Below are 26,998 nucleotides of genomic sequence, written 5' to 3' on the forward strand. Positions count from 1 at the left end.
GTCAGCTCCGCTCGAACTTCCAGATGCGGTAGCCGTCGCGGACCTGGGGCATGAACCGGCGGACGATGAACGCCGGGCCGCGCTTGCCGGCCAGCTCCAGCGAGCGCAGCGGGACGGAGGTGAATCCCGCGGCCGTGTAGCCCGCCTCCAGGAAGGGGGCCTCCGGCGTGTCCGTCATGTCCTGGAAGGACGCGCCCATGCTGGCGAGCACCGCGTGCAGGTCGCGGCTGTACTGGCGCTGGAAGGTGGCGCGCATCAGGTCGCAATACACGGCGTGGCGGGGGAACACCTGCGCGAGCACCGCGAGCATGTCCCGGCGCTGCGCGTTCGACAGGTACATGAGCACGCCCTCGATGATGACGTGCGTGCGCCGCGAGTCCTGGTAGGGCGCGAGCTTGCTCGCGAGCGACTCCGCCCCGAAGTCGATGGACAGGCGCTCGAGCGGGTTCTTCGCCTCCGTCACCGGGAGCTTCGCGTCCTTGAGCGTGATGATGGCGGGCTCGTCCACCTCCAGCCACCGGCCCCCGCGAAGCCGGTAGGCCCGCGTGTCGAAGCCCGCGCCCAGCACCACCACCCGCGCATCGGGAGCGCGGTCCAGCTCCTCCTGCACCCGCGCGTCGATGATCTGATGCCGCGCGGCGTTGCTGGTGTTGGCCTTGTGGAAGGACTGGAAGCGGGCCCAGACCTGCCGCGCCTCGTCATCCATGAAGCGGGAGGCGAAGGTGTCACCACACAGCGGCCGGGGCTGGCGTGCGTCCTCCGCCCGGCAGGCCAGGGTGTAATAGGCGGTCTTTGAAATGGCATTGGCCATGGGGAGGGCTCCTTGAAACCCGCGCGCAGCTTGCATGAGATACGCGCTTTCTCGAAAGGTGGGTCACGATGCGATTCGTGATGGCATTGAGCGTGATGGCCCTGGGGGCGGGCTGCGCGCATTCCCAGAAGCCGGCGGGTAGCGCTCCGACTGCCCAGCAGCTCTCGGCGGAGGCGGAGCAGGCCTATGCCTCGCTGGACTTCGAGCGGTGCGCGGAGCGCTTCCGTGCCTCCGGCGAGGCGGACGTGGAAGGGACGGACCGCGCGGAGTCCTTCTATCGCGCCGCGGGGTGTGCCTCGCTCGCGGGCCACGCGGACGCGGCCGTGGACGTGCTGAAGCGCGCGGTCCAGGGCGGCTACTACGACGCGGATCATCTCGAATACAACCCGGAGCTGGCGGCGCTGCACCCACTGCCCGCGTGGAGCGGCATCGTCGCGGCGGCCCGCGCCAACCTGGCGAAGGCGCCCGAGGCTCCGTTCCCCACGTTCACGCTCACGGGGCTGGATGCGTTCGGTTCGCGGAAGGTGGATCGGGAGACGGCCCGGCGCGTGCTGGGGCTGGAGATGGGCAAGCCCATCGTGCCCAGCTCCGCGGTCTTCAAGCAGAAGGAGGCGGCGCTCCGTGAGCAGTACGGCCTCCTCTACGCCCACGTGAGCATGTCCGTGTACTTCGCCGACGAGCGCAAGGGCACCGCCTTCGTGGTGATGGACATGGTGGACGCCGAGGACGCGGCCCGGGTGCGCTTCCTGCCCGAGCCCAAGGGCCACCTCGCGGATCCGGAGGGACTGGTCGCCCGGTGGAACGAGTACAATCAGCGCCTGCAGCAGCTCCAGGTGCAGGGCAAGCTCGATGAAAACTCCACCTGCAAGGTCACGCACTGCATTGGAGGGTTCGGCCATCCGGACCTCGTGGCCTTCGAGCCGGAGTTCCTCGCGAAGGTGCCCCAGCACTTGGACGCGCTGACCGCCGTCCTGCGCGAGGACGCGGATCCGAATAAGCGGAGCGCCGCCGCGCTCCTGCTGGCCTACGCGCCCACGGAGCAGGAGACGGTCCAGCGCCTGGTGCCCTTCATCCGCGACCCGGACTCCGGCGTGCGCAACAACGTGCTGCGCGTGCTGACGGCCACGCAGGAGGCCGCGACGCAGCCCCTGCTGGACGTCGCCATGGTGGCGGACGCGGTGTCGCTGCCGCACTCGAGCGACCGCAACAAGGCGACCTTCCTGCTCAGCTACCTGCTGGCGGACCTGTCGCCGGAGGCGCTGAAGGCCCAGCGGGCCGGGCTCATCCGCCAGCTGGGAGAGACGCTGGTCGCCATGTCCGCGCTCCAGCTGCCCATCAACCACGAGCCCGCGATGCTGGTGCTGAAGCAGCTCTCCGGTGAGAAGTACGAGACGGCCGACGAGTGGCGCGCGTGGCTCGCGCGTCAGCCGAAGACGGCGGGGTAGGGGACCCGTCAGTCCGCGACGACGACGGAGACGGGCGTGGAGAACTGCCGCACGACGCAGTCCTCCGCGCTCCCGTCCTCCCACGCCAGCATCGCGAACTCGGCCGGCGCGTCGAGCGCGACGATGGGGTGGTGCCACACGCCCCGGTGGTAGTTCACGCCCTGGCCGGGGCCGCAGACGAACGCGACGAGCCCGTCCAGGTCCGGCCCGCCCGAAGGCGCGGTGGGCGCGACGCACACCAGGAAGCGCGAGCAGCGCATGGGCAGGAACGCCTGGCTCGACTGGGGATGGTGTTCCAGCAGCTTCACGGTGAAGGGCAGCGGCTGCGGCACGGAGCGGAACACCGCGAGGTTGGGCTTCGCGCCCTCCCGGCCATTCTCCAGCCGCGCCGACCAGTCGAACCGCACCGCGGTGCCCTGGTTCGCCGAAGCGCCGCTCTTGAGTCCGGCGGACACGACGTCCCCGAAGGGCGCGAAGCCCTCCGGCGTCAGGGGCAGGGCGACGATGGAGCGGAGCGGGGCGGGAGCGTCCTTCATGGGAGGAAGACTATAGGGGCGCGTGCCCCGGGACGTCAGGCGGCGCCGGGCCGCGTTCCCGGCTAGGCTTCGCGTCCGGGAGGCCGCGATGCAGGCCAGGTGCGAGCAGTGTGGCACGCCACTTCCGGGCCTGGCGCCCGGCCATGTCCTTCTCACCTGCCGGGGCTGCGACGTGACGTACCACGTGCGCGACAACGGCAGCTTCCGCCGCGTGGGCGGCCCGGTCGGCTCGACGGAAGCCAAGCCGGTCGTGGCCCGGGGCTCGGTCTCCGTGGCGCCTCCCAACTTCCTCGTGGAGCGCGAGGACGGGGCGCTGCGCATCGGGTGGACCGCGCCGTCCTTCGACGCGATGTACGCGGTGCTGGGCATCCTCCTCGCGGCGGTGCTCTACGCCGTCCGGTTCCCCGACCAGGTCGCCGGCTTCGGGGTCCTGGAGTGGAGCTGTGTGGGCGGCGTCGTGCTCATGGGCCTCTACCCGGCCATCGCCCTAGCCCTCAACCTCACCTGGGTGGAGGTGAAGGGAGACACGCTGCGCATCACGTCGAAGCCGCTGCCCGTGTCCAGCGCGTCGGTCGTGGATGTGCGCACCCTGGACTCCCTCGCGGTGCACGCCTTCACGCGCAAGGGCGGCAAGGGGCTTTACGTCCTGCGTCGCTTCGCCCTGCGCGCGAGGACGCGGGACGGACGCACGCTCACGCTGGTGACGGGTTTCGAGAACGAAGGCGACGCCGCCTGGCTCGCGGACACCCTGCGCCGTCACCTGCGGTTGAAGGACGGCCCCTGGGGCGAAGCGGTCACCTCGGACGACTGAGCGGACGTGGGGAGGGGGCCGTCTGCCCTCAGTCCGCGAAGGAGTTGGGCTCCTTGCTGAACCCCTCCTTCCGGTGGTGCGTCAGCCGCTCCGAGCGCGAGGCGTTCTCCAGCGCGGCGATGACGGCCTTCTCCGCGTCCGGGCCCCACTCCTTCACCTTGGCGGGGTCCACGCCCTTCTCCTTCACGTACTTCTCCAGCGCGGCGGCGGCGACCCTCGCGCCCGACCCGGCGTTGACCGCGAGGTCGGTCATGATGGCGTTGCCATACTCGCTGGTGACGACGTCCTTGAGCTTCAGCTTCGCCGCCTTGGGTTTGCCCTCGGCGTCCTTGCCCGTCACGGACACCGACGTGTTGCGGGTGCCGGAGATCTTCCCCTCGTCGGCGTATTTGATCTGCGCCTGCTGCATGGCCGGGTCGGCGCCGGCGGCCATGAAGACGGCGGCCAGCTTCACGTCGGTGCGGATGGCCTCGGCCGCCGCCACGCCCTTGAGCACCGTGCCGTCCGGGCGGGTGAGCACCACGCCCTTGGCGTCGACGTCGAGGCCGAACTTGCCGAAGCTCTTCTCGTACTGCGCGGGGTCGGTCTTCTTCAGGTCGCGCATGAAACCGGCCAGCGTGCCGTTGCCGTCCTTGCCGAGCGTCCACTGGGTGAAGCCCCACGAGACGCGCCCGATGTCCCAGGTGTTCACCTTGCTGAAGGTGCCCTCCAGGCCGGAGATGGACGCGAGGATCTTCTGCCGGTCCTCGCTGATGCCGCTCTTCTCCAACTGGGACGTGACCTGGGTGGCGGAGTCACCCGACACGGCGCCGCCATCCACCGCGCTCCACGAGTTCGTGTACGCGGTCTCCCGGCCATCCCGCATGGTCACGGTGGTCCCGTTCACCGTGACCTCCGAACGGGTCTGCTTCACGGCGACCATGGGCGCGTAAGCGTCGACCCGTGCGAGCAGGCCGTCCTTCACCGTCTTCGCCCGGGCCTGCGCGTCGGTGACCTTCGCCTTCGCCGCGTCGAGCGCGGTCTTCTGCGCCTGACGGAACTTCTCCGCCTCGACAGGGTCCTTGGGCACCTTCGCCTTCTTCTGCTGCTTCTCCAGCTTGGAGAGCGCGCGCTCGGAGACCTTCACCGCCGCCTTGGCGTCGCGGAGGCCCTGGTTCGTGTCGATGTGGTCCTTCATCCACGCCTTGACCTTCTCGCCCTCGGCCTGGACGGCTGCGTCCGCGGCCTTGAGCTTCTCCTGGGCGGCCTTCTTCGCCGGCTCGGTGGTGGCCGCGTCGACGGCCGCCTGCGCCTTGTTGTGCGCCTCCACCGCCTTCTTGAGCGGGGCGTAGAGCTTCGCCTTCGGGGGCTTCCAGGTCGCGACGTTGCGGGGGATGAGGTCGTTGAGCTCGACGGCGTTCCCGCGCTGGATGGTGCCCTCGTCCTTGGACTTCACCTGGATGGCGTCGAGGTTCTTCTGGACGTCGCTGGCGGAGGCCGCGGAGGCCGTCGTGGTCGCGGCGGCCTTGGTGGTCGCCTGCACCGGCGCGGTGGGGGCGGCCGGCCCCTGGCGCCCGAGCGCCGTGAGCGCGCGCTTCAGGTCCGCGCCCTCCAGCTCCAGGTTGAGCGCGTCCTCCAGCGACGTGCCCGTCAGCTTCTCGTACTTCTTCGCCACCTCCTTGAGCTGGGAGGGGTCCAAGCCCTCCAGGGCCTCGAAGACCGCGGCCTCGTCGGTGCCCCAGATGTCATCCATCGCCGTCTTCAGCTTCGCCGCGGCGGCATCCGCGGCGCTGGTGGGCGCAGCGCGCTTCTGGGTCCCCGCGGCGGCGGACATCGGGTTGAAGGAGAAGCCCTGGTGGGAGGGGGGCCGCCCGCGAATCTGCTCCGCCAGCCGCTTGAGCGTCGCGCCCGAGGCGCCGCCCGCGACGGCCTTGAGGAGGAAGGTGCGCTCCGCGTCCGCGTCGGACCGGGGAGAGGCCTTGGTGCTGAGCCCGGCCTTCGCCAGGAGGGTCGACAGGTCCTTCTGCTGCGCGGGGCTGAGTCCGCCCAGGGCGGTGGCGATCGCGCCCGCGTCGGTCGGAGTCAGGCCGCTGGAGAGCGCCTTCATCAAGGCCTGTCGCGTGGGGCCCTCCGGGAGCGCGGAGAGCTGCTGCTCCATCTTCCGCTGCGCCGGGGCCTTCGCGCCCGCGGCGACTGGCGCGGCCATGGACGACGCGGCGCTGGAGCGGCGCGAGGGCGCCACGGTCGCGGCGGAGGGGGCCGGTGGGACAGGCGTGTCCACGCTCGGGACGGACGTCGGCGTCGGACCAGGGGAGCCGGAGATCTTGACCATGCGAGCCGCAGCCTAACGCACTGTCCGTGCGCCCGGCATCCCGCGGCGGTCGTGTCACAGGGGAGCGGAGGGAGCGAGCCCCGGGTTCCCGGTCGAGGAAGGGCCGGAGGAACGCGGCGCGACCCGCCTCCTTCCTGCCATCCCGAGCGCCCATCTCCACCGTGGGTGAAGGAGGCAGAGACCGTCATGGCGCAGGGGTACTCCATCAACATCGGTTTGAACGCGGTGGATCCGAATCATTACGCGGGCTGGGATGGTCAGCTGAAGGCGTGTGAAGCGGACGCCGAGGACATGATCAGCATCGCGAAGGCGCAGGAGTTCAGCCGCATCCGCCCCTTCCTCACGAAGGACGCCACGCGCGCGAGCGTGCTCGCGGAGCTGGGAGAGGCGGCTTCGGTCCTCCAGGCCGGAGACCTGTTGTTGTTCACCTACTCGGGGCACGGCGGCCAGCTCCCTGACATGAACGGGGATGAGGACGACGGCCTGGACGAGACGTGGTGTCTGTACGACGGGGAGCTCGTCGACGACGAAATCTACCAGGCGATGTCGAAGCTCAAGGCCGGCGTGCGGGTCTTCATGCTCTCCGACAGCTGCCACAGCGGCTCGGTGAGCAGCGTGGCCTATGCGGCCCTGCGCTCCAGCGGCAGCCTGCAGCTGCTGGCGGACTCGATGCGGAGCACGGAGGCCACGGAGCGGCACTTCAAGGAGATGCCGCAGGGCATCGAGCAGCGCACCTATCGCCAGAACAAGGCGATGTACGACGCCATCCTGAAGGGGCTGCCCAAGGACGACCCGAGGCAGACGCTCAAGGCCACGGTGCTGCTCATCTCCGGCTGCCAGGACAACCAGCTCTCCAGCGACGGCGTCTACAACGGCCTCTTCACGGCCAACCTGCTGCGCGTGTGGAACGGAGGGAAGTTCAAGGGCACCTACCCGACGTTCCACCGCCGCATCCTGCGCACCATGCCGCCCATCCAGTCCCCCGCGTACTCCATCATCGGAGTGCCGAGCCGCGAGTTCGAGCGGCAGATCCCGTTCCACGTCAGCTGAGCGGGAGCGACGCCGCTCCACGCGGCATCGCTCCCTTCACGTCAGCAGCAGCTAGTCCTTCGTGCAGACGACGTCGTCGACCTGGAGGTGATCGCGGTCGGCGACGCTGCGGCTCGGGTAGAAGAGCAGGCGCCAGTCACGCACGTTGCCGGTGAAGCGGAAGAACACCGGCTGCCACTCATCGCTGTCGACGGCGATGAAGTCCGTCTGCGGGCTCCAGCCGGCGCTCGAATAGAGGCGGTGGCGGATGGTGCCGTGGCCCCGCACCCGGTACGAACAGGAGTAGTTGCCAGTCGGCACGTTGAACTTCTCCAGCGAGAAGCGCTCCGCGACCTGGATGGGGACCACGAACTGCAGCGCCGCCGAGCCGCCGTGCACCGAGCTCGTGTAGCGCATGAGCCGCGAGGGCTTGATCTCCGTGCCCGGGTCCGTGATGCCGTTGTCGAGGCCGTACCAGAAGTCCGGGACGAAGTTGTTTCCGTAGTAGGGGATGGGGCGGGTGCTCCAGCTCTCGAAGCCACCATTGCGGATGATGTTCGCGGCGTGGTCGGCCGCGACGCAGCGCCGGGTGGCCGGGTCGCAGGCGGGCAGCGCGCCAAGGCAGTCGTAGGTCGTGAAGCAGGCCCCTTCGGCCAGCTCGCACACGCCCGTCGTGGGATTGCAGCTCGTCGCGGGGTTGCTGCACGTCACGCCAGCGCAAGGGTCGCCCTCGACGCAGAGGTGCCTGGAGGTGTCGCAGACAGGCGTCTCCGGAGTCCCCGCGCAGTCCGCGTGGCGCACGCAGCGGCCCTCCGCGGTCACGCACGTATGGGTCTCATCGCAGGCCTGCCACGCGTTGCAGTCCATGGCGTCATCGCAGCGGCCGGAGAGCGGCTGGCAGGTCGCGGTGGCATTGTCGCAACGCGCCCAGACCTCGCAGCTGACCTGATCACAAGGCTCGGGGGCCCGGACACAGCGGACGTCGTCGATGAGCACATGCTCGCCGCTGGTGTTCCGGACGCTGAAGATGAGCTCGAACGTCTCGTAGACGGCGTTGGCGAGGTTGAAGGTGTACGCCACCCGGGTCCACGCCTGGGGGTTGACGGAGGTGTACGACGAGTAGCTGGAGTAGTCCGTGCCGAAGAAGGCGTTGCGCACGTCGCCGGTCCCCCGAGCCTGGTAGCTGCAGGAGTAGCGGCCCGCGGGCATCGACTTCGCCACGGTGCTGAAGCGCCGGTGCGTGGAAGAGGAGTTGACCAACCGGACCGCGTTCACGCCCTCGAATGCCTGCGTCGTGACCTTCTGCACCACCTCGATGTTCGACGTGCTGCCGGACCACAGCGCCGGAAGCGCACCGGGCCACACCTCGAAGCCCCCGTTGTCGATGACGTTCACTTCGGTGGGCTGGCCTGCGTCCGGCGTCCCGGAGCCCGCATCCGGAGTCTCCGTGCCGGAGTCGGGCGTCTCGGAGCCGGCGTCGGGCGTCTCGGTGCCGGAGTCAGGAGTCTCGGTGCCGGAGTCGGGCGTCTCGGTGCCGGAGTCAGGAGTCTCGGTGCCGGAGTCGGGCGTCTCGGTGCCGGAGTCAGGAACCTCGGGGCCCGCGTCAGGCTCCTCGGTGCCTGCGTCCGGTACGGAGCCGCCCGAATCAGGCGTCTCCACGCTCGCATCGGGCCGGGACTGCCCGGCATCCGGCGTCTCCGCTGGATTTGAATCACCGCACGCGACCACACACACCAGCAGGGAAGTCAGACACACTCGAAACAACGTCAACGCGAGCCTCCGGTTTCAGGACTGGATCTTTACTACCACACTGTTCCGGGGTCTTTCCCTCCTGTGCCTGCCTCCGGGCTCAGCCCCCGGCCCTGGTGTGGCCTCCGCGCCCACCGGCAATGCCGCCACCGTCACGGTCGTCAACCCGGCACCGGGCCGGGAGACGTCCGCGCCCGCGACGTTCGGCGTGGCCAGCGAGGTGTCCACGCTGGCGTCGGACGTGCAGCCCATCTTCACGGCGACCTGCGCCACCAGCGGCTGCGCGTGCAGGCCTGTGGCCCGCTGCGTGGACAGAGCTTCCTCATCGACAAGATCCTCGCGACCAACAGCAGCCCCGCGTGCTCCGGGGGCGCCATGCCCAAGGGCAGCCCCCTGTCGGCCGCGCAGAAGCAGGCCATCATCGATTGGGTCGCACAGGGCGCACCCCGGTAGGGGGTGTGCTCAAGGACCACGATCCACGAGGGAAAGGGCCCGGGGGGCCACCGCCACCCGGACCGAAGCCTGGTGGATCACGAGCGTAGCGGCGACGAGCGCGGCCAGCGCACCTCCAAGCGCGAGCGGCCGCTCCCACCGGTTCCAGGTGCGGGCGGCGGCCTGGGGGCGCAGCTCCCGCGCCACGGCGAGCCGCAGGCGCTCCCGGGCCCGCGGAGAGGGCAGGGGGCCTTCCTCGCTCGTCTCCAGGTCGCGCTTGAGCGCGATGAACTCCCGCAGGCACGTCGCGCAGTCGGGCAGGTGGTCCTCGACGGCCTTTCGGGCTTCGGGGTCCAGGGTGCCGAAGTGGTAGGCGACCAGCTCGGGCGACACCGTGTCGCAGCTCATGGGTGCATCTCCTCGCGCAGCTGTTTCACCAGTTGGTGCATCCGGGACTTCACCGTGCCCAGCGGAAGGCCCAGGACGTCGGCCATCTCCACGTAGGACATGCCCTGGGTGCGCAGGGCATAGAGCTCGCCGAGCTCCAGGGGGAGCCTGCCCACGGCCTTGAGCAGCGCATCCCGGGCCTGCTGGTGCTCGAGGGCATGCTCGGGTCCGGGGCCTGGCTCCTCCGGTGAGTCGGCTTCCTTCTTCAAGGCCCGCGTCGCCCGGTGGGCGGACCGATGGCGGTTGAGGCAGAGGTGGCGCGCGACCTGGAAGAGCCACGCCCGGAAGCTTCGGGCGGCACGGGCTCCGGCCCGGTCGCGGAGGATCGCGAGGAAGGTCTCATGCAGGACGTCCTCCGCCTCGTGGGCATCCCCCAGGTGCTTGCGGATGAACCCGAAGAGGTGCCGTTCATAGCGCGCGTAGAGCGCATCGAAGGCCTTCAGGTCTCCGCCGAGCAGGGCTTCGTACAGTGCCTCATCCGAGAGCATGGGAGCCTGGGCGCTACGAAGCGGGCGCGCGGAACAGCCCCATCGCGCGGACGGCCCCGATGGACACGAACGTGCCGGCGATGACGAGGAGCACGAGGGCCAGCACCAGGGGATGGAGTGATTCCTCGCAGCCGAGGGCGGCGATCTGGAATTGCTCCGCGGGAGGGACGAGGTGCAGGTAGCGCAGGGAGTTCATCAGCCCCAGACAGAAGCCCAGCATGCCCGCGGCGCCCGTGGTGGCGCCCATGCCGACGAGCGATGAGAGGTAGCGCGGTTCGGGCCGGAACAGGAAGAGGATGCTGCAGGCCACCAGCAGGAACCCGAACAGCAGCGTCGGGTACATGGCAACGCCCCCCGCCACGAAGAACTCGAACATGCTTCCCTCTCCCGCGAGCGTCGCTCGCCATTGGATGCTGACGGGAGCGAAGGAACCGGTCGGCGGAAAAGGTTCGCGGGAGGGAAAAAAGAGCCCGTCCTGCCAGGCAGCCCCCTGGCTGCCGCGATGAAGAGGCGCAGGCGATGGCCACTGACGGCAGAGCGCCGGGCCATCATCAACCGCTGCTTAACAGCCCGTTCGGTCCTGGCCGCCTAGTTCCTGGAGGGCGCGCCGCGTAGTCCTTTCACCAGGCCCTGCTGCTCCAGTGAGCGCGACGCGCAGGGCACTGGCCCCGCGGACGTCGAGGCCTTCACGCGCGCCCAACACCCTGAGAGTGACCCATGTCCATCCCACTCGCCGGCGCGCCCGTGTCGCCGGCCTCGCGCTCCACGTCCTGGGGCGCCGTGTTCGCGCTCACCCTGTGCGTCTCGACGCTCGTCGCGTCCGAGTTCATGCCGGTGAGCCTGCTGACGCCCATCGCGTCGGACCTCCACCTGAGCGAAGGGCGCGCCGGCCAGGCAATCTCCGTGTCCGGCCTCTTCGCCGTGCTGACGAGCCTGTTCATCGCGTCCGCGGCCAGGTCCATGGACCGCCGGAAGCTGCTCCTGGGGCTCACCGCCGTGATGCTGGCTTCGGGCTTCGTGACCGCCCTGGCGCCGAGCTTCACCGTGCTCATGGTGGGCCGTGCGCTCATCGGCGTCGTCATCGGCGGCTTCTGGTCGTTGTCGGCGGCCACCGTGATGCGGCTGGTCCCCGAGGGCGAAGTGCCGCGCGCGCTGGGCCTGCTGAACGGCGGTAACGCGCTGGCCACCACCATCGCGGCGCCGCTCGGCAGCTTCCTGGGGCAGTACATCGGGTGGCGGGGTGCGTTCTTCGCGGTCGTCCCGCTCGCGGCGCTCACCCTCGTGTGGCAGTTCCTCACCTTGCCGCCGATGCCCACGGAGCGCACCGCTCCGCCTCCGAGCACGTTCGCCCTCCTTCGCCGCCCCCAGGCGCTGTGGGGCATCCTGGCGGTCGCGCTCTTCTTCATGGGCCAGTTCGCCCTCTTCACGTACCTGCGTCCCTTCCTGGAGACGGTCACGCGGGTCGGGGTGTCCACCCTCTCGCTGGTCCTGTTGGGGATGGGCACCGCGGGGCTCCTGGGCACGTATCTCATCGGGTTCCTCGTGGCCCGGCGGCTGTCGGCGGTGCTCATCGCCGCGCCGGTGGCGATGGCCGTCATCGCGGTCGCGCTCGTCGTCTTCGGTCAATCCCTCGCGGCAACGGCCGTCCTCCTGGTGGGGTGGGGCCTCATCGGCACGGCGGCGCCGGTCGCATGGTGGACGTGGCTCAGCCGCACGCTGCCGCGCGACGCGGAGGCTGGCGGCGGCCTCATGGTCGCGGCCATCCAGCTCGCCATCACGGTGGGTGCCTCGGTCGGAGGGCTGCTGTTCGACCGGAGCGGCTACCGGAGCACGTTCGGGGTGAGCGCCGCGCTGCTCGGGGGAGCCGCCCTCCTGGCCATCCGCGCGTCGAGGGGTGCCTGCGCTGGCGCTGACGAGGTCCGCATGGCGCCGCTGAAGAGCGTCACCTGAAAGCCAATCAACCCTGAGTGCATCCAAGGTGCGGCGCCTGTCTGGCAGGGGGCTCCGCGAAACGTTCGCAGAGGAAGTCGGTGGGCATTTGCGTACCGCACGCTCACCGCGAGCTTGTGAGGGTGGGAGCCGGTTTTATTGACGCTGATCAATGTCCGCGGCGTCCTGGGTTCTGCTTGCGAGCGCCCGGTTCCCAGTCCACGCTCGCGGGATGGAAAATCCTGCCTCTGAATGGAAGCTGCCGTGGGACGGAGGGTGTCGGTGCGGGAAGGTCCGCCTGCGTGTCACCCTGCCGCCGCTCGTCACCATGGCATGTCACTGCACCGGCTGTCAGCGCATGAGCTCCAGCGCGTTCAGCCTGACCCTGGCGGTGCCCACGCCCGGCTTCCAGATCCTCTCCGGAGAGCCGGTGGTGGGCGGGCTGCATGGGGCGTCGAAGCACATGTTCTGCGACTACTGCATGACGTGGATGTTCACGCGGCCCGAGGGCCTGGACAGCTTCGTGAACCTGCGGCCGACCATGCTCGACGACCGGAGCTGGTTCGTGCCGTTCATCGAGACCTTCACGGACGAGAAGCTGCCCTGGGCGACGACGCCCGCGGTGCACTCCTACGCGACGCTGCCGGAGTGGTCCGCGTACGAGGGGCTCGTCCAGGAGTTCGCCGCGAAGGGCGCGCGACCCCGCTAGCTTCGCCTGCCGGGCGGAGGCGCCTCAGGGCCTGCCCAGCAGCTCCATCGCGGCGGTGGTCAGCACGGTGACGCCGGTGCGCAGCGTGCGCTCGCGGTCCGGTGCGTAGAGGGGCGAGTGCGGGGAGGGCAGCGCCTCCTCCGTGCCCTTGGCGTCGGCGAAGCGCTTGGGCTCGGTGATGCCCAGCCACATCATCACGGCGGGCACGCCCGTGCGGCCGTACTCGGAGAAGTCCTCGCCGCCCATGACGGGCGGTGTCTCGCTGAGGTTCTTCTCGCCCAGCACCTTGCCCACCGCGTCCACCAGCCGCTTCGTGAGCGCGGGGTCATTGAAGGTTGCGGGCGTGCCCTCGGTGACCTTGACGTCGGGAGGGCGGGGCGCTCCGGAGGCCATCGCCTCCGCCTTGGCGATGCGCTCGATGCCGGCCAGCAGCGCCTTGCGGACCTCCGGCTTGTATGTGCGCACCGTGAGCTGCAGGCGCACCTCGTCCGGGATGATGTTGTGCTTGGTGCCTCCGTGGATGGCGCCCACGGTGATCACCCCCGGCTCCAGCGGGCTCTTCTCCCGGCTGATGAGCGTCTGCAGCGAGAGGATGGTGCGCGCCGCCATCACCACCGGGTCCACGGTGGTGTGCGGGTACGCGCCGTGCCCGCCCTTGCCGTAGAGGGTGACGTCCACCGAGTCCACGCTCGCCAGCGCATAGCCGGGAGTGAACCGCACCGTCCCCGCCGCGGCGGTGGCGACGGTGTGCAGGGCCACGGCGAAGTCCGGCTTGGGGAAGCGCTTGAAGAGGCCGTCCGCCAGCATCTGCCGGGCTCCCGCGCCAATCTCCTCGGCCGGCTGCCCCACCAGCATCAGCGTGCCACGCCACCGGTCCTTCGTCCGCGCCAGCAGCGTGGCCGTGCCCAGCCAGGACGTCATGTGCACGTCGTGCCCGCACGCGTGCATCACCGGGACATCCGCTCCGGCCGCATCCTTCGCCTTCGTCGTGCTGGCGTAGGCCAGCCCCGTCTTCTCCTCCACCGGCAGCGCGTCCAGGTCCGTGCGAAGCATCACCGTGGGCCCCTTGCCGTTGCGCAGCAGGGCCACCACGCCGTGCCCGCCAACCTTCGGGGTCACCTCGAAGCCGAGCTTGCGAAGGCGCTCGGCCAGCTTCGCCGCCGTCTTCTCCTCCTGGAGTGACAGCTCGGGTGTCTGGTGCAGGTCGCGGTAGAGCGCGTCCAGCTCGGGGTACAGCGCGTCCAGGCCGTCAATGGCAGTGGGGGAGGGCGCGGCCGCGAACACGGGGCCGCCGGGCAACGCCAGGCACGCGAAGAGCAGGGGAAGCAGGGGAAGCGTTTTCACCAGGGAGCCTCCTGTCCGTCAGGGATCCCCGCACTACAGCACGGACCGAGGCACCCGGGGGCTTCCCTCCCTCGGTCCAGAGCCCCCGCCCGTGAGGCCGGGCCCGCCGAGGACGGCACGGGCCCGACCGGCCACCAGGCCTTCGCGTCAGCGGTAGTAGGGCGAGAGCGCGGTGGTGATGCGCGCCAGCAGGTCCTCGGACTGCAACCGTTCCTCCCCCGTGAGCGAGGGAAGCTGCGCGGTGAGCGTGTCGCGGGCCTCGCGAAGCGTCGAGTACGCGGGCAGCGTCTGGAATTGCTTCAGGATGTCCACCATGGCGCGGCGGGCCGCGTAGCCGCGCACGCCGTCCACGTTGAAGAGGATGCCGCGCACATCCGCCATCACCGGCGCCGTGAACTGCGGCGTGGTGGGCGCGTTCGCGGTGAAGGTGCTGCCGCGCGACGACACCGGGTCCAGGTAGAGGCGCGAGAGGACGCGGCGGGCGAGCTCATCCGCGCGGGAGGCGTAGACCGCGGGCGCGCCCGGAGGCACGACGAGCGGCGGCCGCACCTGCGCCAGGATGTCCTGGTACGCCCGCACCTGCTCCGTCCCGGCCCTCACGAAGCCCAGGACCTGGTTGGTGCGGTTGCTGAGGGTAAGGTTGAGCCGGTTGGTGACCGTGGCCGTGGTGAGGAAGCTCTGCGCGTAGACGTTGAAGTCCGCCAGCGTGAAGCTGAACGGGTCGTTCGTGCGGTCATACTGGGCACAGCGCGGGTTGGTGAACCGGTCCTGATCCGTGCAGAACTCCCAGGTGGGCAGCTGGGAGTCCAGCCCGTAGAGGTATCGCACCGCCTGCACGTCGTAGGGGCCTGGCGCACTGTCCAGGACGGAGTCCTCGTCCACGACGTAGTCCATCACGGAGCTGCTGCGCAGGCCCGTGGGCGTGCCGTCGTACACGAGCGAGCCGGCGAAGTTGTGGCGCAGGCCCAGCGTGTGGCCAATCTCATGCAACACCACGTGCGTGAGGTAGGCCTCCACCTTCTGCTTCTTCGTCTGCGGAGTGACCGTCGTCAACGACGACGCGAGGCCGGCCTCCGGGTCTCCGAAGCGCTCGAGGACGTTCAGGTCGCACAGCGCCTCCGCCTTCATCCCGGACCAGGACATGCTCACGGGCGGGAGGGTCCGTGCCCGTGCGGCGGCGAACGCTCCGGGGTCGCTCTCGAAGCCCTCGTCCCCGAGCACCAGCCACAAGGCCGGCAGGTAGACGCTGGCGCCGCGCAGCTCGCTGGTGTTGGGGTTGATGCGGAAGTTCGCGAAGGCGTAGGGCACGCCCTCGTCCGGGTCGAAGATGAGGACGTTCTTGTCGTCATCCGCGAAGTCGAGCCCCGCGCCGCCCACCGTGACCTCCAGGACCTTGAAGCCGAACGCCTGGTTCCAACCCTCCACGCCGCGCTTGAGGGCGCCCACCAGGTCATAGGCCTGGAAGCGCGGGTCGGCCTGGATCGCGAGCACGGAGGGGGTGATGAACCAGGGGATGGGCTTCATCCCGGGGTGGATGTTCCACTTCATCGCCGGGGTGTCCGTCCAGCCACCGGCGTTGGTGATGAAGCTGGACGCTCCCGCGAAGTAGAGCGTCTGCTCGGGCATGGCCGTGGGCGTGTAGCCGGGCCCCTCCTTGTAGCGGCGCAGGGCGAGGCCGAGCGTGCCGGAGGCGCGGTAGCCATTGGGCTCCAGGTAATCCACGGCGAACGGCTCGGATGCCTCCGAGTAGCCCGTGAAGACCTGCTCGAAGGCGATGCCGTCGGTGATGGGATGGAAGCGCTGCGCGAAGCTCAGCTCCGTCTGGAAGCGCGTGGAGACGGACAACGCGTCCCCCATCACGCCGAAGCGATTGAGCCCCGCCGACGGATCGATGAGGATGTACTGGTCGGCGTTGCGCAGGCGGTTGAACGGGCCGTAGTCGGTGACGACGGGGTAGGCCTCCACCAGCACCTCTGGGTCGAACACGTCGCTGAGCCTCTTGCGGTCGTCCACATCTACGACGAAGAGCCGGCCGTTCTGTTCCTGGAAGGAGACCACCCGAGTGCCCAGGGACCGGCCAGCGCCGAAGATCACCCCTCCCGGATGCAGCTGCTTGAGGAACGCGGACAGGAACCACTTCTGGTTCAGCTCGCTGCGCTTGATGGCCAGGTAGAAGTGGGTGCCCGCGTCCTCCACGACGCCGGACAGGCGCTGCTCCACCTGCTGCCGCTGCTCCGTGCTCGTGGCCCGGGGCACCGCCACGAAGGCGTCCTCCAGGCTCACGGCCAGCGACGCCTCGGGGGCTTCCGTTTCAGTCACGGGCCCGGCGGTGTCACAGCCGCCGCTCGTCAACATCACCACCAGCGACGCGGCGCCCCACCAGCGGCGCCGCGAAGACCACGTCCGTCCAGGCATCGATTCACTCCAGGGGTTGGGGCGGCAACGCACCGCCAGTCGCACTGGAGGAACTGAATTTCGGGAGCGGCATGTCGGAAGGAATTCAGGCTTCGAAAGATGCCCTCCGCCACGCAATGACTTTCAACCCCGAGGCGCCGAGACCCTCGGGATGCCACGGCGTTTGAACGGCCTACTGCTTCGTGCCCGTGAAGACGTTATGGGTGGGCGTGTAGAACTCCCGGTAGGGACCGGGCTGACCCCCGATGGGATAGCAGCCCTGGTACATCACCGTGGTCCAGTCCAGGGTCAGGTGCTGCCCGGCGTCCCAGCTCCCCGTTCCCGTCTCGCCCGTGATTTCGTCCCCGATGAAGTAGTAGCGCCTGCAGTACTTGTTGTGCTCCGTGCTGGGCCCCGTGATGGGCTGGAAGCGCAGCGAGTCATCCGCCAGGACGTCCACGACGACCCACTCCGTGAACTGGGGGATGCCATGGATGCGGATCTGCGTGTCGCTGACCGCCTCGACCGTGAGGGTGAGCGTGGACGTGCCCGGGGTGGTGATGTCCCCTGACGTGGTCTCGTAGGCGTCCTCTCCCACGTAGGTGCCCGCGAGCAGCGCCGCGGCCGGAGCCCGCTTCACGGTCAGGGTGAAGACCGTGGACTTCGACGTGTCCGCCACGGACGCCGCCTGGACGGTCACCTCCATCTCCTGACGGGCGAACGGGGCCGTGTAGACGACGGACTCGCCCGTGGTCGCGGAGAGCGCCCCCTCTCCGGACAGGATGCTCCAGCGCACCTCCGAAGAATAGGTGCCGGTCCCGCTCACGGATGCCGTCAGCACGAGGGTGCCCTCCGATGCCACCAGGGACTCACCCGACACGGCCACGTCGGTGACCGTGGCCCCGGTCTTCGGCTCATCCCCACACGCCGTCATTGCAAAGACAGCCAGCAGCAACACGAAACGCAAGGACCGCATGCTCCCCTCCAGGGTGGGTTTCAGATGCGCCGGAACCTAACACGGTGAATCCGCGCGGCCAGGCCACCTCCAATACGCAACCTGCACGCCAACCTGGTCCTCGCGTCGGAGCGAGCCAGACGGGAAATCGAAGCGTGCTTCGGCAGCGGCGCGCTCGCGAGCGCGTGGAGCATCTTCGATGGCGAGGGCCATCACACTTCCACCGCCTGCGCTCCTGGACCCAGGTCCATGTGGCCACCGTGTCACTGCTGGATACGTTCTGAGCCCGGATCGCGCTTCCTGTCTCATGGAGTCATGCGCCCGGTGTATTGTTCGTGCATATGCACTGGCACTTGCACCTGAAGCGCGCGGCCCTGCTGGCTGTGCTCTTCGCGGCGTCCGGGCTCGCCGGAGTCGACGCGCACGCACAACAATGTGGCCCCGAAGCACCGCCCCCCGCCGTCCCTCTCAATGACCAGATGAGCGGCACGCGGGTCTTGCGCCGCCTCGTCCTCGGTCTCACGGGGACGACGCCCACCGTCGAGCAGTACGAGGCGATGGCGGCCGCGACCACGCCCGAGGCGCGGGAATCCATCCTGCGCTCCACGCTCGAGGCCGCGCTCGGCTCGCCGAAGTTCTACGAGCGGATGGTGAACTTCGGCCACGAGTGGCTCGCGGTGGGCGCATACACCACCGGCGCGGCGGGTGACGCCTACCAGGGCGACATGTCCGGCCACCTCTTCAAGTGCGACGCCAACACCGCGCACGCGGGCGCGTACTACGCCGTGCACGAGTTCGGCGATTCGAAGGACCCGGCCAGGCAGTGCCAGGACCAGGACGCCGACGGCAACCCCGCCGTGCCGGAGGTGCACCAGGTGGAGCCCTGGTGGGCGCCGGGCACCACCGTCACCGTGCTCGGCAAGGCCGGCTCCGACGTCACCCAGGTCACCGACAGCAAGGGCCAGCCGGTCGACTGCGGCCTCGCGAACGGCGGCTACTATGACCCCATGCTGCCCCCCGCGTGCGGCTGCGGCCCGAACCTGGTGTGGTGCAGCCCGCTCTACGGCCTCCAGGGCAACAGCAACCACGACTTCGGCATGCAGCGCCGGCACCCCTACGAGGAGCCCGCGCGCCTCTTCGCGCACCTCGCGTGGCACGACCGGCCGCTCTCGGACCTCATCCTCGGGAACTACTCGGTCGGCACCAACTGGCTGCGCGCGCTGTACGTGCGCTTCGGCCGGCAGATGGGCACCAGCGCGCTGGACACGAACACCACGTGGTGGCGTCCCGACGCGGACAACGCGCCGCGCGACCCGCTGCACCCCATGCCGAATGATCCGCAGGCGTGGCGCGAGTTCGTGGTCGAGGACCTGGAGCCCTTCCACCTCGCGCTCACCCCGGACCGGGCGCGCTCCGGCAGCATCGACCGCACCTACCGCTTCGACCCGCGCACCACGACCGACGCGCCCCAGGGCCTCCCCACCGCGGGCGTGCTCACCATGATCGGCTCGCTGTCGTCATTCCCTCGCGAGCGCGTCCGGGCCGCGCGCTTCCTCGAGATGTTCGCCTGCCAGAGCTTCTCGCCACCGCCCGCGGACGTGCACTTCCCGCCGCTGGAGGTGGACCCCGGCACCGGCGGCACGTGCCTGCACTGCCACCGGACGCTCGACCCCGCGGCGATCTCCTTCAAGCGCTGGGACTTCAACCCGGCCCAGAGCTTCTACGTCCCGTGGCCCTTCATGCCGGGCGTGGGCCGCTACCGCATCACCAAGGAGTGGCTGTCCGGGCAGTACCCGCACACCGGCACTTCGCCGGGCTACCGCTGGAAGAACGCGTTCGTCCCCAACACCCTTCTCACGCCCGTCACCCCCGAGCAGGTGAAGGCCAACCCCGAGGCGGTGCTGCTCGACACGATGCCCGACACGTACACGCTGCTCGGCGAGCACGGCGACGGCACCATGGGCCCGCTCGGCTTCGGGAAGCTCGTCGTGCGCTCCGGCGAGTTCGACCGCTGCGTCGCGCGCAAGATGTATTCGATGTTCATCGGCCGCGACCTGAACCCGGCCACGGAGAAGGGCTTCATCGACAAGCTCGCGCGGGAGTTCGTCGCGAGCGACCGGAAGCTGAGACCCTTCATCCGCTACCTCTTCGAACAGCCCGAGCTGCGGAGGGGCCTGTGATGAACACGTTGCGTTCGACCCTGATGGGCGCCGCGGTCGCGCTCCTCGCCGTGAGCTGCGTCGGGAAGATCTGGGACGCTCCCGGTGACTCGCCGGAGGACCCGGGCGGCGAGAACTGCGAGGCCGTGAGCAAGAACGACGAGATCCGTCTCGCGCTCGCGCCCGCGTGCCAGGGCTGTCACCTCACCGGCAACAAGCCCTTCTTCGCCTCGCTCACCGCCTTCGAGAGCGGGCTCGTCTACAACGAGAAGTACGTGAAGCGCGGCGACCCCGGGAACAGCATGCTCATCCAGCTGCTGAACGGCGTGGCCCCCGGCAGCTATCCCCAGATGCCGCCCGGGCAGCCCTATAACGAGCTTGTCAGCAGCGGCCGCGTCACGCTGACCGTCGCGCAGGTGGAGGACTGGATTCGGAACCTGCCGGCCACGCCCGCGCAACTGGAGGCCCCCGTGGCGGAGGAGTTCAGCGTCCGCCGGCTCACCGCCGAGGAGATGATCATCAGCCTGATGGATCAGCTCGGGCTCACCCTCGAGGACTTCGTCAGCACCACCGACCCCAACTGGCGCAACAAGCCGTACGTGGCGAACGGCGGCAAGTTCTTCATCTGGCCCGGGGACTGGGCCCCCGGCATCTCGGGCGAGTACGTCTCCGACTCGCGCAGCGTCGAGCGCTTCGAGGCGCTCGGCGGCGGCAATTCGCTCCTCTACCGCAAGCGGGACGTGGGCTTCGGTCCGTCCGCCGCGCAGACGCTGGTGCAGATGTCCCAGGCGTGGTGCGCGCGCGCCGTGGACAAGAAGAGCAACCCGGCGGTGCTGCGCTACGTGACGCTCGCCGACACCTCCAAGAGCAACCCGGACGCGGTGCAGAAGAACCTGCGCTCGCTCTACCTGCGCATGCTCGGCCAGCCGCCCTCGGACGCGGAGGCCCAGGCGCTGTACGAGCAGGTCTACCTGCCGCTGGAGGCGCAGAACACGCGCCTCGCCTGGATTGGCGTCTGCGCGGCGCTCATCCGTCACCCGATGTGGATCACCTACTGAGCGAGGACACCATGCCGAACACCTCTCGTCGCACCCTGCTCAAGTGGGCCCTCGGCGCGGGACAGCTCGCGCTCCTCGAGCGCGCGGGGCTCCTCGGTTCGAGCACCGCGCACGCCGCGGACGTCGACGTCCCCTCGCGCCTCGTGGTGCTCTACATCCCCGGCGGCTACCGGCCGGCGTACTACTTCACCCCGATGGAGGACGCGGACATCCCGCTCTGCGTCCCCACGCCCTCCAACCACAGCGGCGAGCCCGTCTTCTTCCAGGCGAGCCAGCTGGTGAACCTCGCGCCTCCGAACGGCTCCTACAAGCCGCTGCGGACGTGGCAGTCGTGGAACCCCGCCGACCCGGCCGCGCGTGGCAGCTACAGCCCGCTCATGTACGGCTACACGCACTTCGCGCTGGCGGATCAGCTCAGCGTGCTGCACGGCATCGACCAGGGCACCAACGACCACTCGAGCGCGTTCATCTCCTCGATGTGCGGTGTCGCCGGCGCGGACTACCGGGCGCCCGCCGTGCACTCGGTCATCGCGAACCACCTGTACGAGAAGTACCGCGAGAGCCGGCCGCTGCCCTTCGTCGTCGTCACCGGAGAGCGCGGCATGCCGGTGGGCATGGGGCTGCCCTCCCACGCCTCGCCCCTGCGCGTGCCGTCCATCGAGGCGCTCAAGCCGATGCTCTCGGCGAAGCCCTCGGACAACCCGTGGTGGACGGGGCTCGACGCGCGCACCGAGGCGCCCGAGCTGGATGCGCGCGGGCAGCCCACCGGGGGCACCCTGAAGACGACGGCCATCGAGCGCTTCTCGCTGACGCGCGCCCAGCAGCTCCTGCGCCGCTCGACGGCGAAGGTGGACAACTACCTGGAGGGGCTGCACGGCTCGCTGTCGTCGGTGTCGCGCGTGCTCGCGACGGACGTCGTGTCCGTGCTGGAGAAGACCAAGGGCATCGAGATGATGACCTCGAACCGCCCCGCGTACCTGTCGAGCTACCTGTCCAACCAGTCGTTCACGTACAGCTTCGGCCTCGCGAACTTCCACCTCACGGGGCTCGACCCGCGCATGGACCTGGCGCTGCGCCTGCTCAAGGCGGACCTCTGCACCTCGGTGCACGTCTCGCTGCAGCAGGACTTCGACACGCACAACGGCCTGGGCCATGGCTACAGCTGCGCGCACGGCCGCGGGATGATGGACAACGTCGCGCGCTTCCTCGGCGAGCTCAAGGCCGCGCCCGCGCCCGGCAAGCCCGGCAAGACGCTGCTCGACGACACGCTCGTGCTGGTGATGAGCGAGTTCGGCCGGAGCTGGGCCTCGCGGAGCAGCGACGGCACCTATTACCTGCCGGACGACCACCACCCCTACACGTCCATCTGCTTCGCGGGCGGGAACGTGGCGGGGAACCGGCAAGTGGGCTCGTACACCCCGCGCGGGCTCGGCGTCCCGGTGGACATCATCGAGGAGAACGGCCAGGCCTCGAAGCGCGTGCCCCGCTCCGCGGACGCGGTGACGACCGCGCTGCGCATCCTGGGCATGGAAACGCACGAGTTCTTCATCCCCGGCGGCTACGGCGAGGTCATGGGGCTCCGCAAGGCGTAGTCCCGACCGGGCGAGGGGATGGCGAACGGCGCGAGCGCGACCCAGGCCGCGGGGTGTTGAGGCCTACGCCGCCTCAAGACGGCCCGTGCTACTTGTTCTCGTCATTGGAGTTGGAGGACAGCGGAGGTCCTCCGCTGCCCTTCTTGGCCGCCCGGGCCAGCGACTTTCGGTTGCGTTCTTCTTCCTGCGCCTTCTTGAAATCACTGAACGTCTTCGCCTGGCGGCTCATGCCATCCACGAGCGTGAGGGTCGCGCGGGTGGTACGGGCCTCCCCGAACAGAGCGCTGTATCGAGGGTAGACGACGCTCATGAACCAGAGCATGGCGGAGAACTTCGCCTCCTCGGCCTCGTTCAAGCCGCCCAGCATCAGGAACTTCTTGGACGCCTCCAGGTTCTGCCGCAGGTAGTTCTTCTGGGTCAGCTTCGCCTTGAACACGTTGAATTCGTGCAAGGTGATGTCTGTCTTCAACCCCTTGTTCAGCACCCCGAGCAGCCCGCGAATCGTGTTGTCCAGCCGCGTTCCCGGGACCCGCACCCAGGACGCCTGTTCCCACTTCCCGGTGTGCTTATCCCGGGTCCACCCGCCCTCGGGGGCGACCCAGGTGGGTCCGATGTCGGAGTACCGCAAGAAGCCCGTGTCCTTGTTCTCGACCTGGAAGAACAGCGGAAAGCCACTCGAACCGGACGCCTCGATGGCCTCCGCATCCTTGCCGAGGTTCTGCGCGCAGGTGTCGAAGTACTCCATCAGCTTGGTGGGCCCCCCTGACTTGAAGCCGCACAACTGTTTGATGCGCTCGGCTCCCACCGGGGGCGCCAACCCCTGCACGGCTCCCGCCCTGTCGAAATAGATCGTGGGCACCCCCAGGTACATCAAGCGCTCCATCGAGCCACTTCTCATGCCCACCTGGATGACCTGGAACTCCTTGGAGAGCTGAAGCAGGAAGTTCATCTGCGCGCCCATGGGTCTTCCGGCGAAGGGCTCGCGCTTGAAGAAGTTGATGAGGTTGTGCGCCTTCCCACCCTTCGTGTACCCGAACGTTTCACCCTCACGGGTGAGCTCCTTCAGTTCGTCGCCGATGGGAACGAACAGGAAGGGCCTGTCCAGCTCCTGTCCCAGGATCTGGGTGAGGTTGCGGATGTATTTATAGAGGGTCAGGTTCGTGTGGTGCTGGGGCTTGCCGACGGAACCTTCGCCTTCCATGAAGATGGCCGCCTTCTCGTCCTGCTTGGCCCCCCGGATCCAGAAGAGGATGATCAGGAACCCGGTCTTGTCTTCAGCGGAGGTGAACTTCTGCCACGCGTAGCGCGGTTCCTGCCGCTTGTCGGTGACGTACTTCCCCACCAGCCCTTCCATGAACTCATCCAGGAAGGCCTTGTTGGCCTCTTCGTATTCCTGGGTGGAGTGCTCCACCAGTTGTCTCAGGGTGCTGGCCACCGCCAGGAAGCTCTTCTTGCGGATGCAGTCGACGATGTAGTCCGTCGACTTGCTGATGTAGGCATAGCTGACGCCGTCGATCCGCTCCGCCCTGTTCTCCTCATCGCCCTGCACCAGGCGCAGGAGCTCCTCATTGAGCCGCTGGGAGAAGGGGCCCGCCGTCAGCCTCGAATTCGACGTTTCCGGCTGGAGGCCCTCGTGCTCCAGCAGTGTCCGGGTCAGGGTCTTGACCGCCTTGGAGGGATCGTTCTCCGCGCCTGTCAGCGCCAGCGCGATGAGCCGGGGGTTGCTCTTGAAGAGGGCCTTGTTGGCGGTGACGTGGACGCAGGGCACCTGTAGACGCACGCTGAACGCGAAGGGCCTGGTTTCGATTTGGAGCGTCGGCGTGCTGTCCGAGTAGAAGCAGGCCACCACCTTCAGCCGGTCGTCGAGCAGGTTGAAGGAGCTGAAGTAGCCCAACCTCCGGAGGATCTTCTCCCGGTAGTCGGTATCGCTCTGGAACTCCTCGCCGTTGAAGTAGAGCAACCCATAGACCTTCGAATAGTCGGGGCTCTCGACGCGCAAGGCCTTGCTCAACTGCAAGGCATAGATGAGCCCGTAGGTGTCACCCTCCTGGAACAGGTGGTGGTTGATCATCAGGACGTTCATGACAAACCTCGGAGCCGCCAGGCGAGGGACGTGAGCAGCCCGGCGATGATGGCCTTGAGCAGGCCTCCGGGAACGAAGGGGAGGAAGCCCTTGTGGAAGCCGGCGAGCCCGGCACCGCGAAGAGCTGGAACAGAGCTACCTTCACGCAGCGTCCCATGCGTGTCCATCCACGCCAACGTCAATCACCGCTGGCCGTACCTGCGCTGGAGCTTCGCGACGCCGTAGCTCCACCCCTGGCGCCACAGGTCGGACGACGAACGCATCGACAAGAACTTCTTCGTCTTCCATCCGTTGCTGGGATGAAGAAGGCCCCACTCGGCGAAGCGGGACTTCGCCGAGCCCCCGCCACGGCAACGTCCAGGAAGCGACATCCGGGGCAGTCATGCCGCGCACCCTCCCGGAATGCCCCGCTCCACGTGACGTCTCGCGCCATCGCTCGTGACTCGTCAGCATTCGGCCACGTGGGTAGGGTGCGCGCCGCGGTACGCGGTTCCCCCCAACAAAGGAATGCCGATGAAGCTGAATGCTCTCGCGATGTCCGTCGTGACGATGCTGACGCTGGCCGTGGGCTGTGGTGTGGCGGATGAGAACGTGACGCAGGGCGAGCAGGTGACCGCCCAGGGCAGCACCTGTGCGATGGGCCAGCGCCTCTGCCCTACGTGTGATGGGAAGAGCACCTATTGCGCCACGATGTGCGGGGACTGCGCCGTCCCCATCGCCGCGCCCACCGTCGAGGCCGAGGGCCTCACCTGCAAGACGGGCCAGAGACTCTGCCCCACGTGCGACGGCACGGGCACCTACTGCGCCACGAGGTGCTTCGAGTGCGCTCCGCAAGTCGTGGCCAATCCGGACCCGTCCGTGTCCGCCATGGGCTCCACGAGCTGCCCGCCGCGCCAGTTCCTCTGCCAGCGCTGCGACGGCAGCTATCAGTGCGCCCCCGAGTGCGCGCCCTGCCTGTAGTCCGCGCCTCGTGACGCCCTGCAGTGCCGCGGCCGGCTCCACTCGCATGGGGCCGGCCGCCTGTGTCAGGGAAGTTGTCGCCTCGGCTGACGTGCCGAGCTGAAGACGCCCTGGGTCCGAGAGGGCATGTCAGACCGGTGATGTGGAATCTCCCCGGCGGGGGCGAGCGGCTCCGGGGAAGGCGGATCCCTCTGAGCAGCAGCGCCACGACATGAACCCCTGGAGGCGTGGGACTTGGAAACCCCTGGACGCAGATTCGGAAGCGCCGTGGTCATCGGCGGCAGCATGGCGGGGCTCCTGAGCGCGCGGGTGCTCGCGGACCACTTCGACAAGGTGACGCTGGTGGAGCGGGATGTCCGGGGGGAGGGGCCCGCCGCGCGCAAGGGTGTTCCGCAAGGGCCGCACATCCACGTGCTGTTGGACACGGGCCGGCGCATCCTCGACAAGTACTTCCCGGACCTGTTCGAGCAACTCCAGGTCCAGGGCGCCGAGTCCATCGACTCGAGTGGAGACCTCGCCTGGCACCACTTCGGGGTGTGGAAGCTGCGCCGCACCAGCGGCATCCCCGGGCTGCTGTGTACCCGGCCCCTGCTCGAGTGGAACGTCCTGCGTCGGGTGAAGGCGCGGCCCAACGTAGCGGTGCGCGAGGGCTGCTCCATCGAAGGGCTCATCTCCGACGAGAAGGGCACGGGGCGCATCACGGGCGTCCGGGTCAAGACACCCCAGGGCGAGGAGTCGTGGGATGCGGACCTCGTCGTGGATGCCAGTGGCCGGGGCTCGCGGATGCCTCAGTGGTTGGAAGCCATCGGCTACGCCCGCCCGGAGGAAGAGCAGGTCATCGTGGACCTTTCCTACACGACGTGCCTGCACGAGCCGCCGCCCCACTTCCAGAAGGAATGGAAGGCGCTCTTCCTCTATCCAAGTCCTCCCAAGGCCTGGCGCGCGGGGTTCATCTCACACGTCGAGGGAGGCCGGTGGCTCGTCACCCTCAATGGCTACTTCGGGGAGCACGCGCCCACCGAGTACGCGGGGTTCCTCGAGTACGCGCGCTCACTGACGCGTCCGGACCTGTACAACTACCTGAAAGAGGCCACGCCGATAGGGCCCATCTCCCAGCACAAGGTGAAGGACTGCCGGTGGCGGCACTACGAGAAGCTGCCCCGCTTTCCCGAGGGGCTGGTCATCCTGGGAGACGCCGCGTGTGCCTTCAATCCCCTCTACGGGCAAGGCATGTCGGTGGCGGGGCTTGGCGCCGAGTTGCTGGACACCTGCCTTCGCGAGCAGGCCGAACGAGGCGAGCTATCGGGCCTGGCGCAGCGCTTCCGCGAGCGGCTGCCTGAAGTCATCCGGCTCCCGTGGCTGTTGGGCACGGGCATGGACCTGCTGTATCCGCAGGCCGTCGGGAAGCGGCCCTTCGGGCTGGGCTTGTTGCACTGGTACATCCTGCGGCTGATGGAGCGCACGTCGACGGACGCACACGTCCATCGCCAGTTCTACCGGATCCTGCACCTGCACGCGGGGCTGGAGGCGGTTCTCCAGCCCTCCGTGGCCTTGCCCGTGTTGGGCCATGGCGTCATGTCGCTCCTCCGCCCTCTCGAGCGGCTGGCGAATACCGAGACACGGCCTCCGCCTCTCACGCCCCCGCGTCCAAGCCCTGTCCCGGTCCAGGAGTCCACGGGGTAGCGCTGTGGCCCGGGCCCTCGATGCGTCACGAGGGCCTCGTCTGGAGACGCGAAGGAGCCTGAAAACACCGAGG

General features: G+C 68.9%; 23 protein-coding genes. 11 read left to right on the forward strand and 12 right to left on the reverse strand.

Annotated features, from left to right (window positions below):
- Nucleotide 1: 1 nt before the first annotated feature.
- Nucleotides 2–811 carry a class I SAM-dependent methyltransferase gene (locus tag AABA78_RS35835; RefSeq protein ID WP_338269973.1) on the reverse strand — a complete coding sequence of 270 codons (810 nt, stop codon included), beginning with the start codon at nucleotides 809–811 and terminating at the stop codon, nucleotides 2–4.
- Nucleotides 812–879: 68 nt separating this feature from the next.
- Here AABA78_RS35835 and AABA78_RS35840 point away from each other — a divergent pair, with 68 nt between their 5' ends.
- Nucleotides 880–2,256 carry a HEAT repeat domain-containing protein gene (locus tag AABA78_RS35840; RefSeq protein ID WP_338269974.1) on the forward strand — a complete coding sequence of 459 codons (1,377 nt, stop codon included), beginning with the start codon at nucleotides 880–882 and terminating at the stop codon, nucleotides 2,254–2,256.
- Nucleotides 2,257–2,264: 8 nt separating this feature from the next.
- Here AABA78_RS35840 and AABA78_RS35845 read toward each other — a convergent pair whose 3' ends face one another.
- Nucleotides 2,265–2,792: an ureidoglycolate lyase gene (locus AABA78_RS35845; RefSeq protein ID WP_338269976.1), complete on the reverse strand. Its 528-nt coding sequence runs from the start codon at nucleotides 2,790–2,792 to the stop codon at nucleotides 2,265–2,267.
- Between the two features lie 88 nt (nucleotides 2,793–2,880).
- On the opposite strand from AABA78_RS35845, the gene AABA78_RS35850 reads away from it, so the two are divergent.
- A complete protein-coding gene (locus AABA78_RS35850) occupies nucleotides 2,881–3,603 on the forward strand; it encodes a hypothetical protein (protein WP_338269978.1) in 723 nt (240 codons plus the stop codon).
- Between the two features lie 28 nt (nucleotides 3,604–3,631).
- Here the strand turns inward: AABA78_RS35850 and AABA78_RS35855 are convergent, their stop codons facing one another.
- Entirely contained in the window at nucleotides 3,632–5,914 is a 2,283-nt protein-coding gene (locus tag AABA78_RS35855) for a hypothetical protein (protein ID WP_338269979.1), read from the reverse strand.
- A gap of 186 nt (nucleotides 5,915–6,100) precedes the next feature.
- Here AABA78_RS35855 and AABA78_RS35860 point away from each other — a divergent pair, with 186 nt between their 5' ends.
- The gene (locus AABA78_RS35860; RefSeq protein WP_338269980.1) at nucleotides 6,101–6,964 is read left to right on the forward strand and encodes a caspase family protein; all 864 of its coding nucleotides are present in this window, start codon (nucleotides 6,101–6,103) and stop codon (nucleotides 6,962–6,964) included.
- A gap of 51 nt (nucleotides 6,965–7,015) precedes the next feature.
- On the opposite strand, the gene AABA78_RS35865 is transcribed toward AABA78_RS35860, so the two are convergent.
- Nucleotides 7,016–8,602: an invertase recombinase-like protein gene (locus tag AABA78_RS35865; protein WP_338269981.1), complete on the reverse strand. Its 1,587-nt coding sequence runs from the start codon at nucleotides 8,600–8,602 to the stop codon at nucleotides 7,016–7,018.
- Nucleotides 8,603–8,977: 375 nt separating this feature from the next.
- On the opposite strand from AABA78_RS35865, the gene AABA78_RS35870 reads away from it, so the two are divergent.
- Nucleotides 8,978–9,145 (forward strand): hypothetical protein, encoded by a 168-nt coding sequence (locus AABA78_RS35870; protein WP_338269983.1) that lies wholly within the window; start codon nucleotides 8,978–8,980, stop codon nucleotides 9,143–9,145.
- A gap of 9 nt (nucleotides 9,146–9,154) precedes the next feature.
- Here AABA78_RS35870 and AABA78_RS35875 read toward each other — a convergent pair whose 3' ends face one another.
- Genes AABA78_RS35875 through AABA78_RS35885 form a run of 3 tightly spaced genes read right to left on the reverse strand, consistent with a single transcriptional unit; the run spans nucleotide 9,155 to nucleotide 10,435 of the window.
- A complete protein-coding gene (locus tag AABA78_RS35875; protein WP_338269985.1) occupies nucleotides 9,155–9,532 on the reverse strand; it encodes an anti-sigma factor family protein in 378 nt (125 codons plus the stop codon).
- On the reverse strand, nucleotides 9,529–10,059 hold the full coding sequence (locus AABA78_RS35880) for an RNA polymerase sigma factor (protein WP_338269986.1): 531 nt from the start codon (nucleotides 10,057–10,059) through the stop codon (nucleotides 9,529–9,531). Before AABA78_RS35880 ends, AABA78_RS35875 begins: the two co-directional genes overlap by 4 nt.
- Nucleotides 10,060–10,072: 13 nt before the next feature.
- Nucleotides 10,073–10,435: a hypothetical protein gene (locus AABA78_RS35885; RefSeq protein WP_338269987.1), complete on the reverse strand. Its 363-nt coding sequence runs from the start codon at nucleotides 10,433–10,435 to the stop codon at nucleotides 10,073–10,075.
- Nucleotides 10,436–10,776: 341 nt separating this feature from the next.
- On the opposite strand from AABA78_RS35885, the gene AABA78_RS35890 reads away from it, so the two are divergent.
- Nucleotides 10,777–12,009: an MFS transporter gene (locus AABA78_RS35890; RefSeq protein ID WP_338269988.1), complete on the forward strand. Its 1,233-nt coding sequence runs from the start codon at nucleotides 10,777–10,779 to the stop codon at nucleotides 12,007–12,009.
- Nucleotides 12,010–12,220: 211 nt separating this feature from the next.
- A complete protein-coding gene (locus AABA78_RS35895) occupies nucleotides 12,221–12,697 on the forward strand; it encodes a GFA family protein (protein ID WP_440588522.1) in 477 nt (158 codons plus the stop codon).
- A 24-nt stretch (nucleotides 12,698–12,721) separates the two neighbouring features.
- On the opposite strand, the gene AABA78_RS35900 is transcribed toward AABA78_RS35895, so the two are convergent.
- The 3 genes from AABA78_RS35900 to AABA78_RS35910 all read right to left on the reverse strand — a co-directional run bounded on the left by AABA78_RS35900 (nucleotide 12,722) and on the right by AABA78_RS35910 (nucleotide 17,411).
- Nucleotides 12,722–14,041: an amidohydrolase gene (locus AABA78_RS35900; RefSeq protein WP_338269991.1), complete on the reverse strand. Its 1,320-nt coding sequence runs from the start codon at nucleotides 14,039–14,041 to the stop codon at nucleotides 12,722–12,724.
- A 147-nt stretch (nucleotides 14,042–14,188) separates the two neighbouring features.
- A complete protein-coding gene (locus tag AABA78_RS35905; protein ID WP_338269992.1) occupies nucleotides 14,189–16,456 on the reverse strand; it encodes a zinc-dependent metalloprotease in 2,268 nt (755 codons plus the stop codon).
- A gap of 172 nt (nucleotides 16,457–16,628) precedes the next feature.
- Nucleotides 16,629–17,411, reverse strand: coding sequence for a hypothetical protein (locus AABA78_RS35910; RefSeq protein WP_338269993.1), 783 nt, complete (start codon nucleotides 17,409–17,411; stop codon nucleotides 16,629–16,631).
- Nucleotides 17,412–17,887: 476 nt separating this feature from the next.
- Between AABA78_RS35910 and AABA78_RS35915 the strand changes: the two genes are divergently transcribed.
- From AABA78_RS35915 to AABA78_RS35925, 3 genes are read left to right on the forward strand one after another with little or no spacing between them, the layout of a single operon-like run.
- Nucleotides 17,888–19,570 carry a hypothetical protein gene (locus AABA78_RS35915; RefSeq protein WP_338269995.1) on the forward strand — a complete coding sequence of 561 codons (1,683 nt, stop codon included), beginning with the start codon at nucleotides 17,888–17,890 and terminating at the stop codon, nucleotides 19,568–19,570.
- Entirely contained in the window at nucleotides 19,570–20,607 is a 1,038-nt protein-coding gene (locus AABA78_RS35920; RefSeq protein WP_338269996.1) for a hypothetical protein, read from the forward strand. Before AABA78_RS35915 ends, AABA78_RS35920 begins: the two co-directional genes overlap by 1 nt.
- Before the next feature lie 11 nt (nucleotides 20,608–20,618).
- Nucleotides 20,619–22,199: a DUF1501 domain-containing protein gene (locus AABA78_RS35925; RefSeq protein WP_338269998.1), complete on the forward strand. Its 1,581-nt coding sequence runs from the start codon at nucleotides 20,619–20,621 to the stop codon at nucleotides 22,197–22,199.
- Nucleotides 22,200–22,287: 88 nt separating this feature from the next.
- Here the strand turns inward: AABA78_RS35925 and AABA78_RS35930 are convergent, their stop codons facing one another.
- A complete protein-coding gene (locus AABA78_RS35930; RefSeq protein ID WP_338269999.1) occupies nucleotides 22,288–24,282 on the reverse strand; it encodes a hypothetical protein in 1,995 nt (664 codons plus the stop codon).
- Between the two features lie 182 nt (nucleotides 24,283–24,464).
- Nucleotides 24,465–24,653: a hypothetical protein gene (locus AABA78_RS35935; protein WP_338270001.1), complete on the reverse strand. Its 189-nt coding sequence runs from the start codon at nucleotides 24,651–24,653 to the stop codon at nucleotides 24,465–24,467.
- 142 nt (nucleotides 24,654–24,795) lie between these two features.
- Between AABA78_RS35935 and AABA78_RS35940 the strand changes: the two genes are divergently transcribed.
- Complete coding sequence (locus tag AABA78_RS35940) at nucleotides 24,796–25,242, forward strand: hypothetical protein (RefSeq protein WP_338270003.1); 447 nt, start codon at nucleotides 24,796–24,798, stop codon at nucleotides 25,240–25,242.
- Nucleotides 25,243–25,476: 234 nt separating this feature from the next.
- Nucleotides 25,477–26,925: an FAD-dependent oxidoreductase gene (locus AABA78_RS35945; protein WP_338270004.1), complete on the forward strand. Its 1,449-nt coding sequence runs from the start codon at nucleotides 25,477–25,479 to the stop codon at nucleotides 26,923–26,925.
- Nucleotides 26,926–26,998: the final 73 nt, after the last annotated feature.

Origin of the sequence: Corallococcus caeni, assembly GCF_036245865.1 — a bacterium.
Taxonomy (GTDB): Bacteria; Myxococcota; Myxococcia; order Myxococcales; family Myxococcaceae; genus Corallococcus; species Corallococcus caeni.

Coding starts and splice junctions, on each gene's coding strand:
- AABA78_RS35895 (WP_440588522.1), top strand. CDS start 12,221: ATGGAAAATCCTGCCTCTGAATGGAAGCTGCCGTGGGACGGAGGGTGT.
- AABA78_RS35940 (WP_338270003.1), top strand. CDS start 24,796: ATGAAGCTGAATGCTCTCGCGATGTCCGTCGTGACGATGCTGACGCTG.
- AABA78_RS35925 (WP_338269998.1), top strand. CDS start 20,619: ATGCCGAACACCTCTCGTCGCACCCTGCTCAAGTGGGCCCTCGGCGCG.
- AABA78_RS35935 (WP_338270001.1), bottom strand. CDS start 24,653: ATGTCGCTTCCTGGACGTTGCCGTGGCGGGGGCTCGGCGAAGTCCCGC.
- AABA78_RS35910 (WP_338269993.1), bottom strand. CDS start 17,411: ATGCGGTCCTTGCGTTTCGTGTTGCTGCTGGCTGTCTTTGCAATGACG.
- AABA78_RS35885 (WP_338269987.1), bottom strand. CDS start 10,435: ATGTTCGAGTTCTTCGTGGCGGGGGGCGTTGCCATGTACCCGACGCTG.
- AABA78_RS35855 (WP_338269979.1), bottom strand. CDS start 5,914: ATGGTCAAGATCTCCGGCTCCCCTGGTCCGACGCCGACGTCCGTCCCG.
- AABA78_RS35850 (WP_338269978.1), top strand. CDS start 2,881: ATGCAGGCCAGGTGCGAGCAGTGTGGCACGCCACTTCCGGGCCTGGCG.
- AABA78_RS35930 (WP_338269999.1), bottom strand. CDS start 24,282: ATGAACGTCCTGATGATCAACCACCACCTGTTCCAGGAGGGTGACACC.
- AABA78_RS35840 (WP_338269974.1), top strand. CDS start 880: ATGCGATTCGTGATGGCATTGAGCGTGATGGCCCTGGGGGCGGGCTGC.
- AABA78_RS35890 (WP_338269988.1), top strand. CDS start 10,777: ATGTCCATCCCACTCGCCGGCGCGCCCGTGTCGCCGGCCTCGCGCTCC.
- AABA78_RS35905 (WP_338269992.1), bottom strand. CDS start 16,456: ATGCCTGGACGGACGTGGTCTTCGCGGCGCCGCTGGTGGGGCGCCGCG.
- AABA78_RS35920 (WP_338269996.1), top strand. CDS start 19,570: ATGAACACGTTGCGTTCGACCCTGATGGGCGCCGCGGTCGCGCTCCTC.
- AABA78_RS35835 (WP_338269973.1), bottom strand. CDS start 811: ATGGCCAATGCCATTTCAAAGACCGCCTATTACACCCTGGCCTGCCGG.
- AABA78_RS35845 (WP_338269976.1), bottom strand. CDS start 2,792: ATGAAGGACGCTCCCGCCCCGCTCCGCTCCATCGTCGCCCTGCCCCTG.
- AABA78_RS35860 (WP_338269980.1), top strand. CDS start 6,101: ATGGCGCAGGGGTACTCCATCAACATCGGTTTGAACGCGGTGGATCCG.
- AABA78_RS35880 (WP_338269986.1), bottom strand. CDS start 10,059: ATGCTCTCGGATGAGGCACTGTACGAAGCCCTGCTCGGCGGAGACCTG.
- AABA78_RS35875 (WP_338269985.1), bottom strand. CDS start 9,532: ATGAGCTGCGACACGGTGTCGCCCGAGCTGGTCGCCTACCACTTCGGC.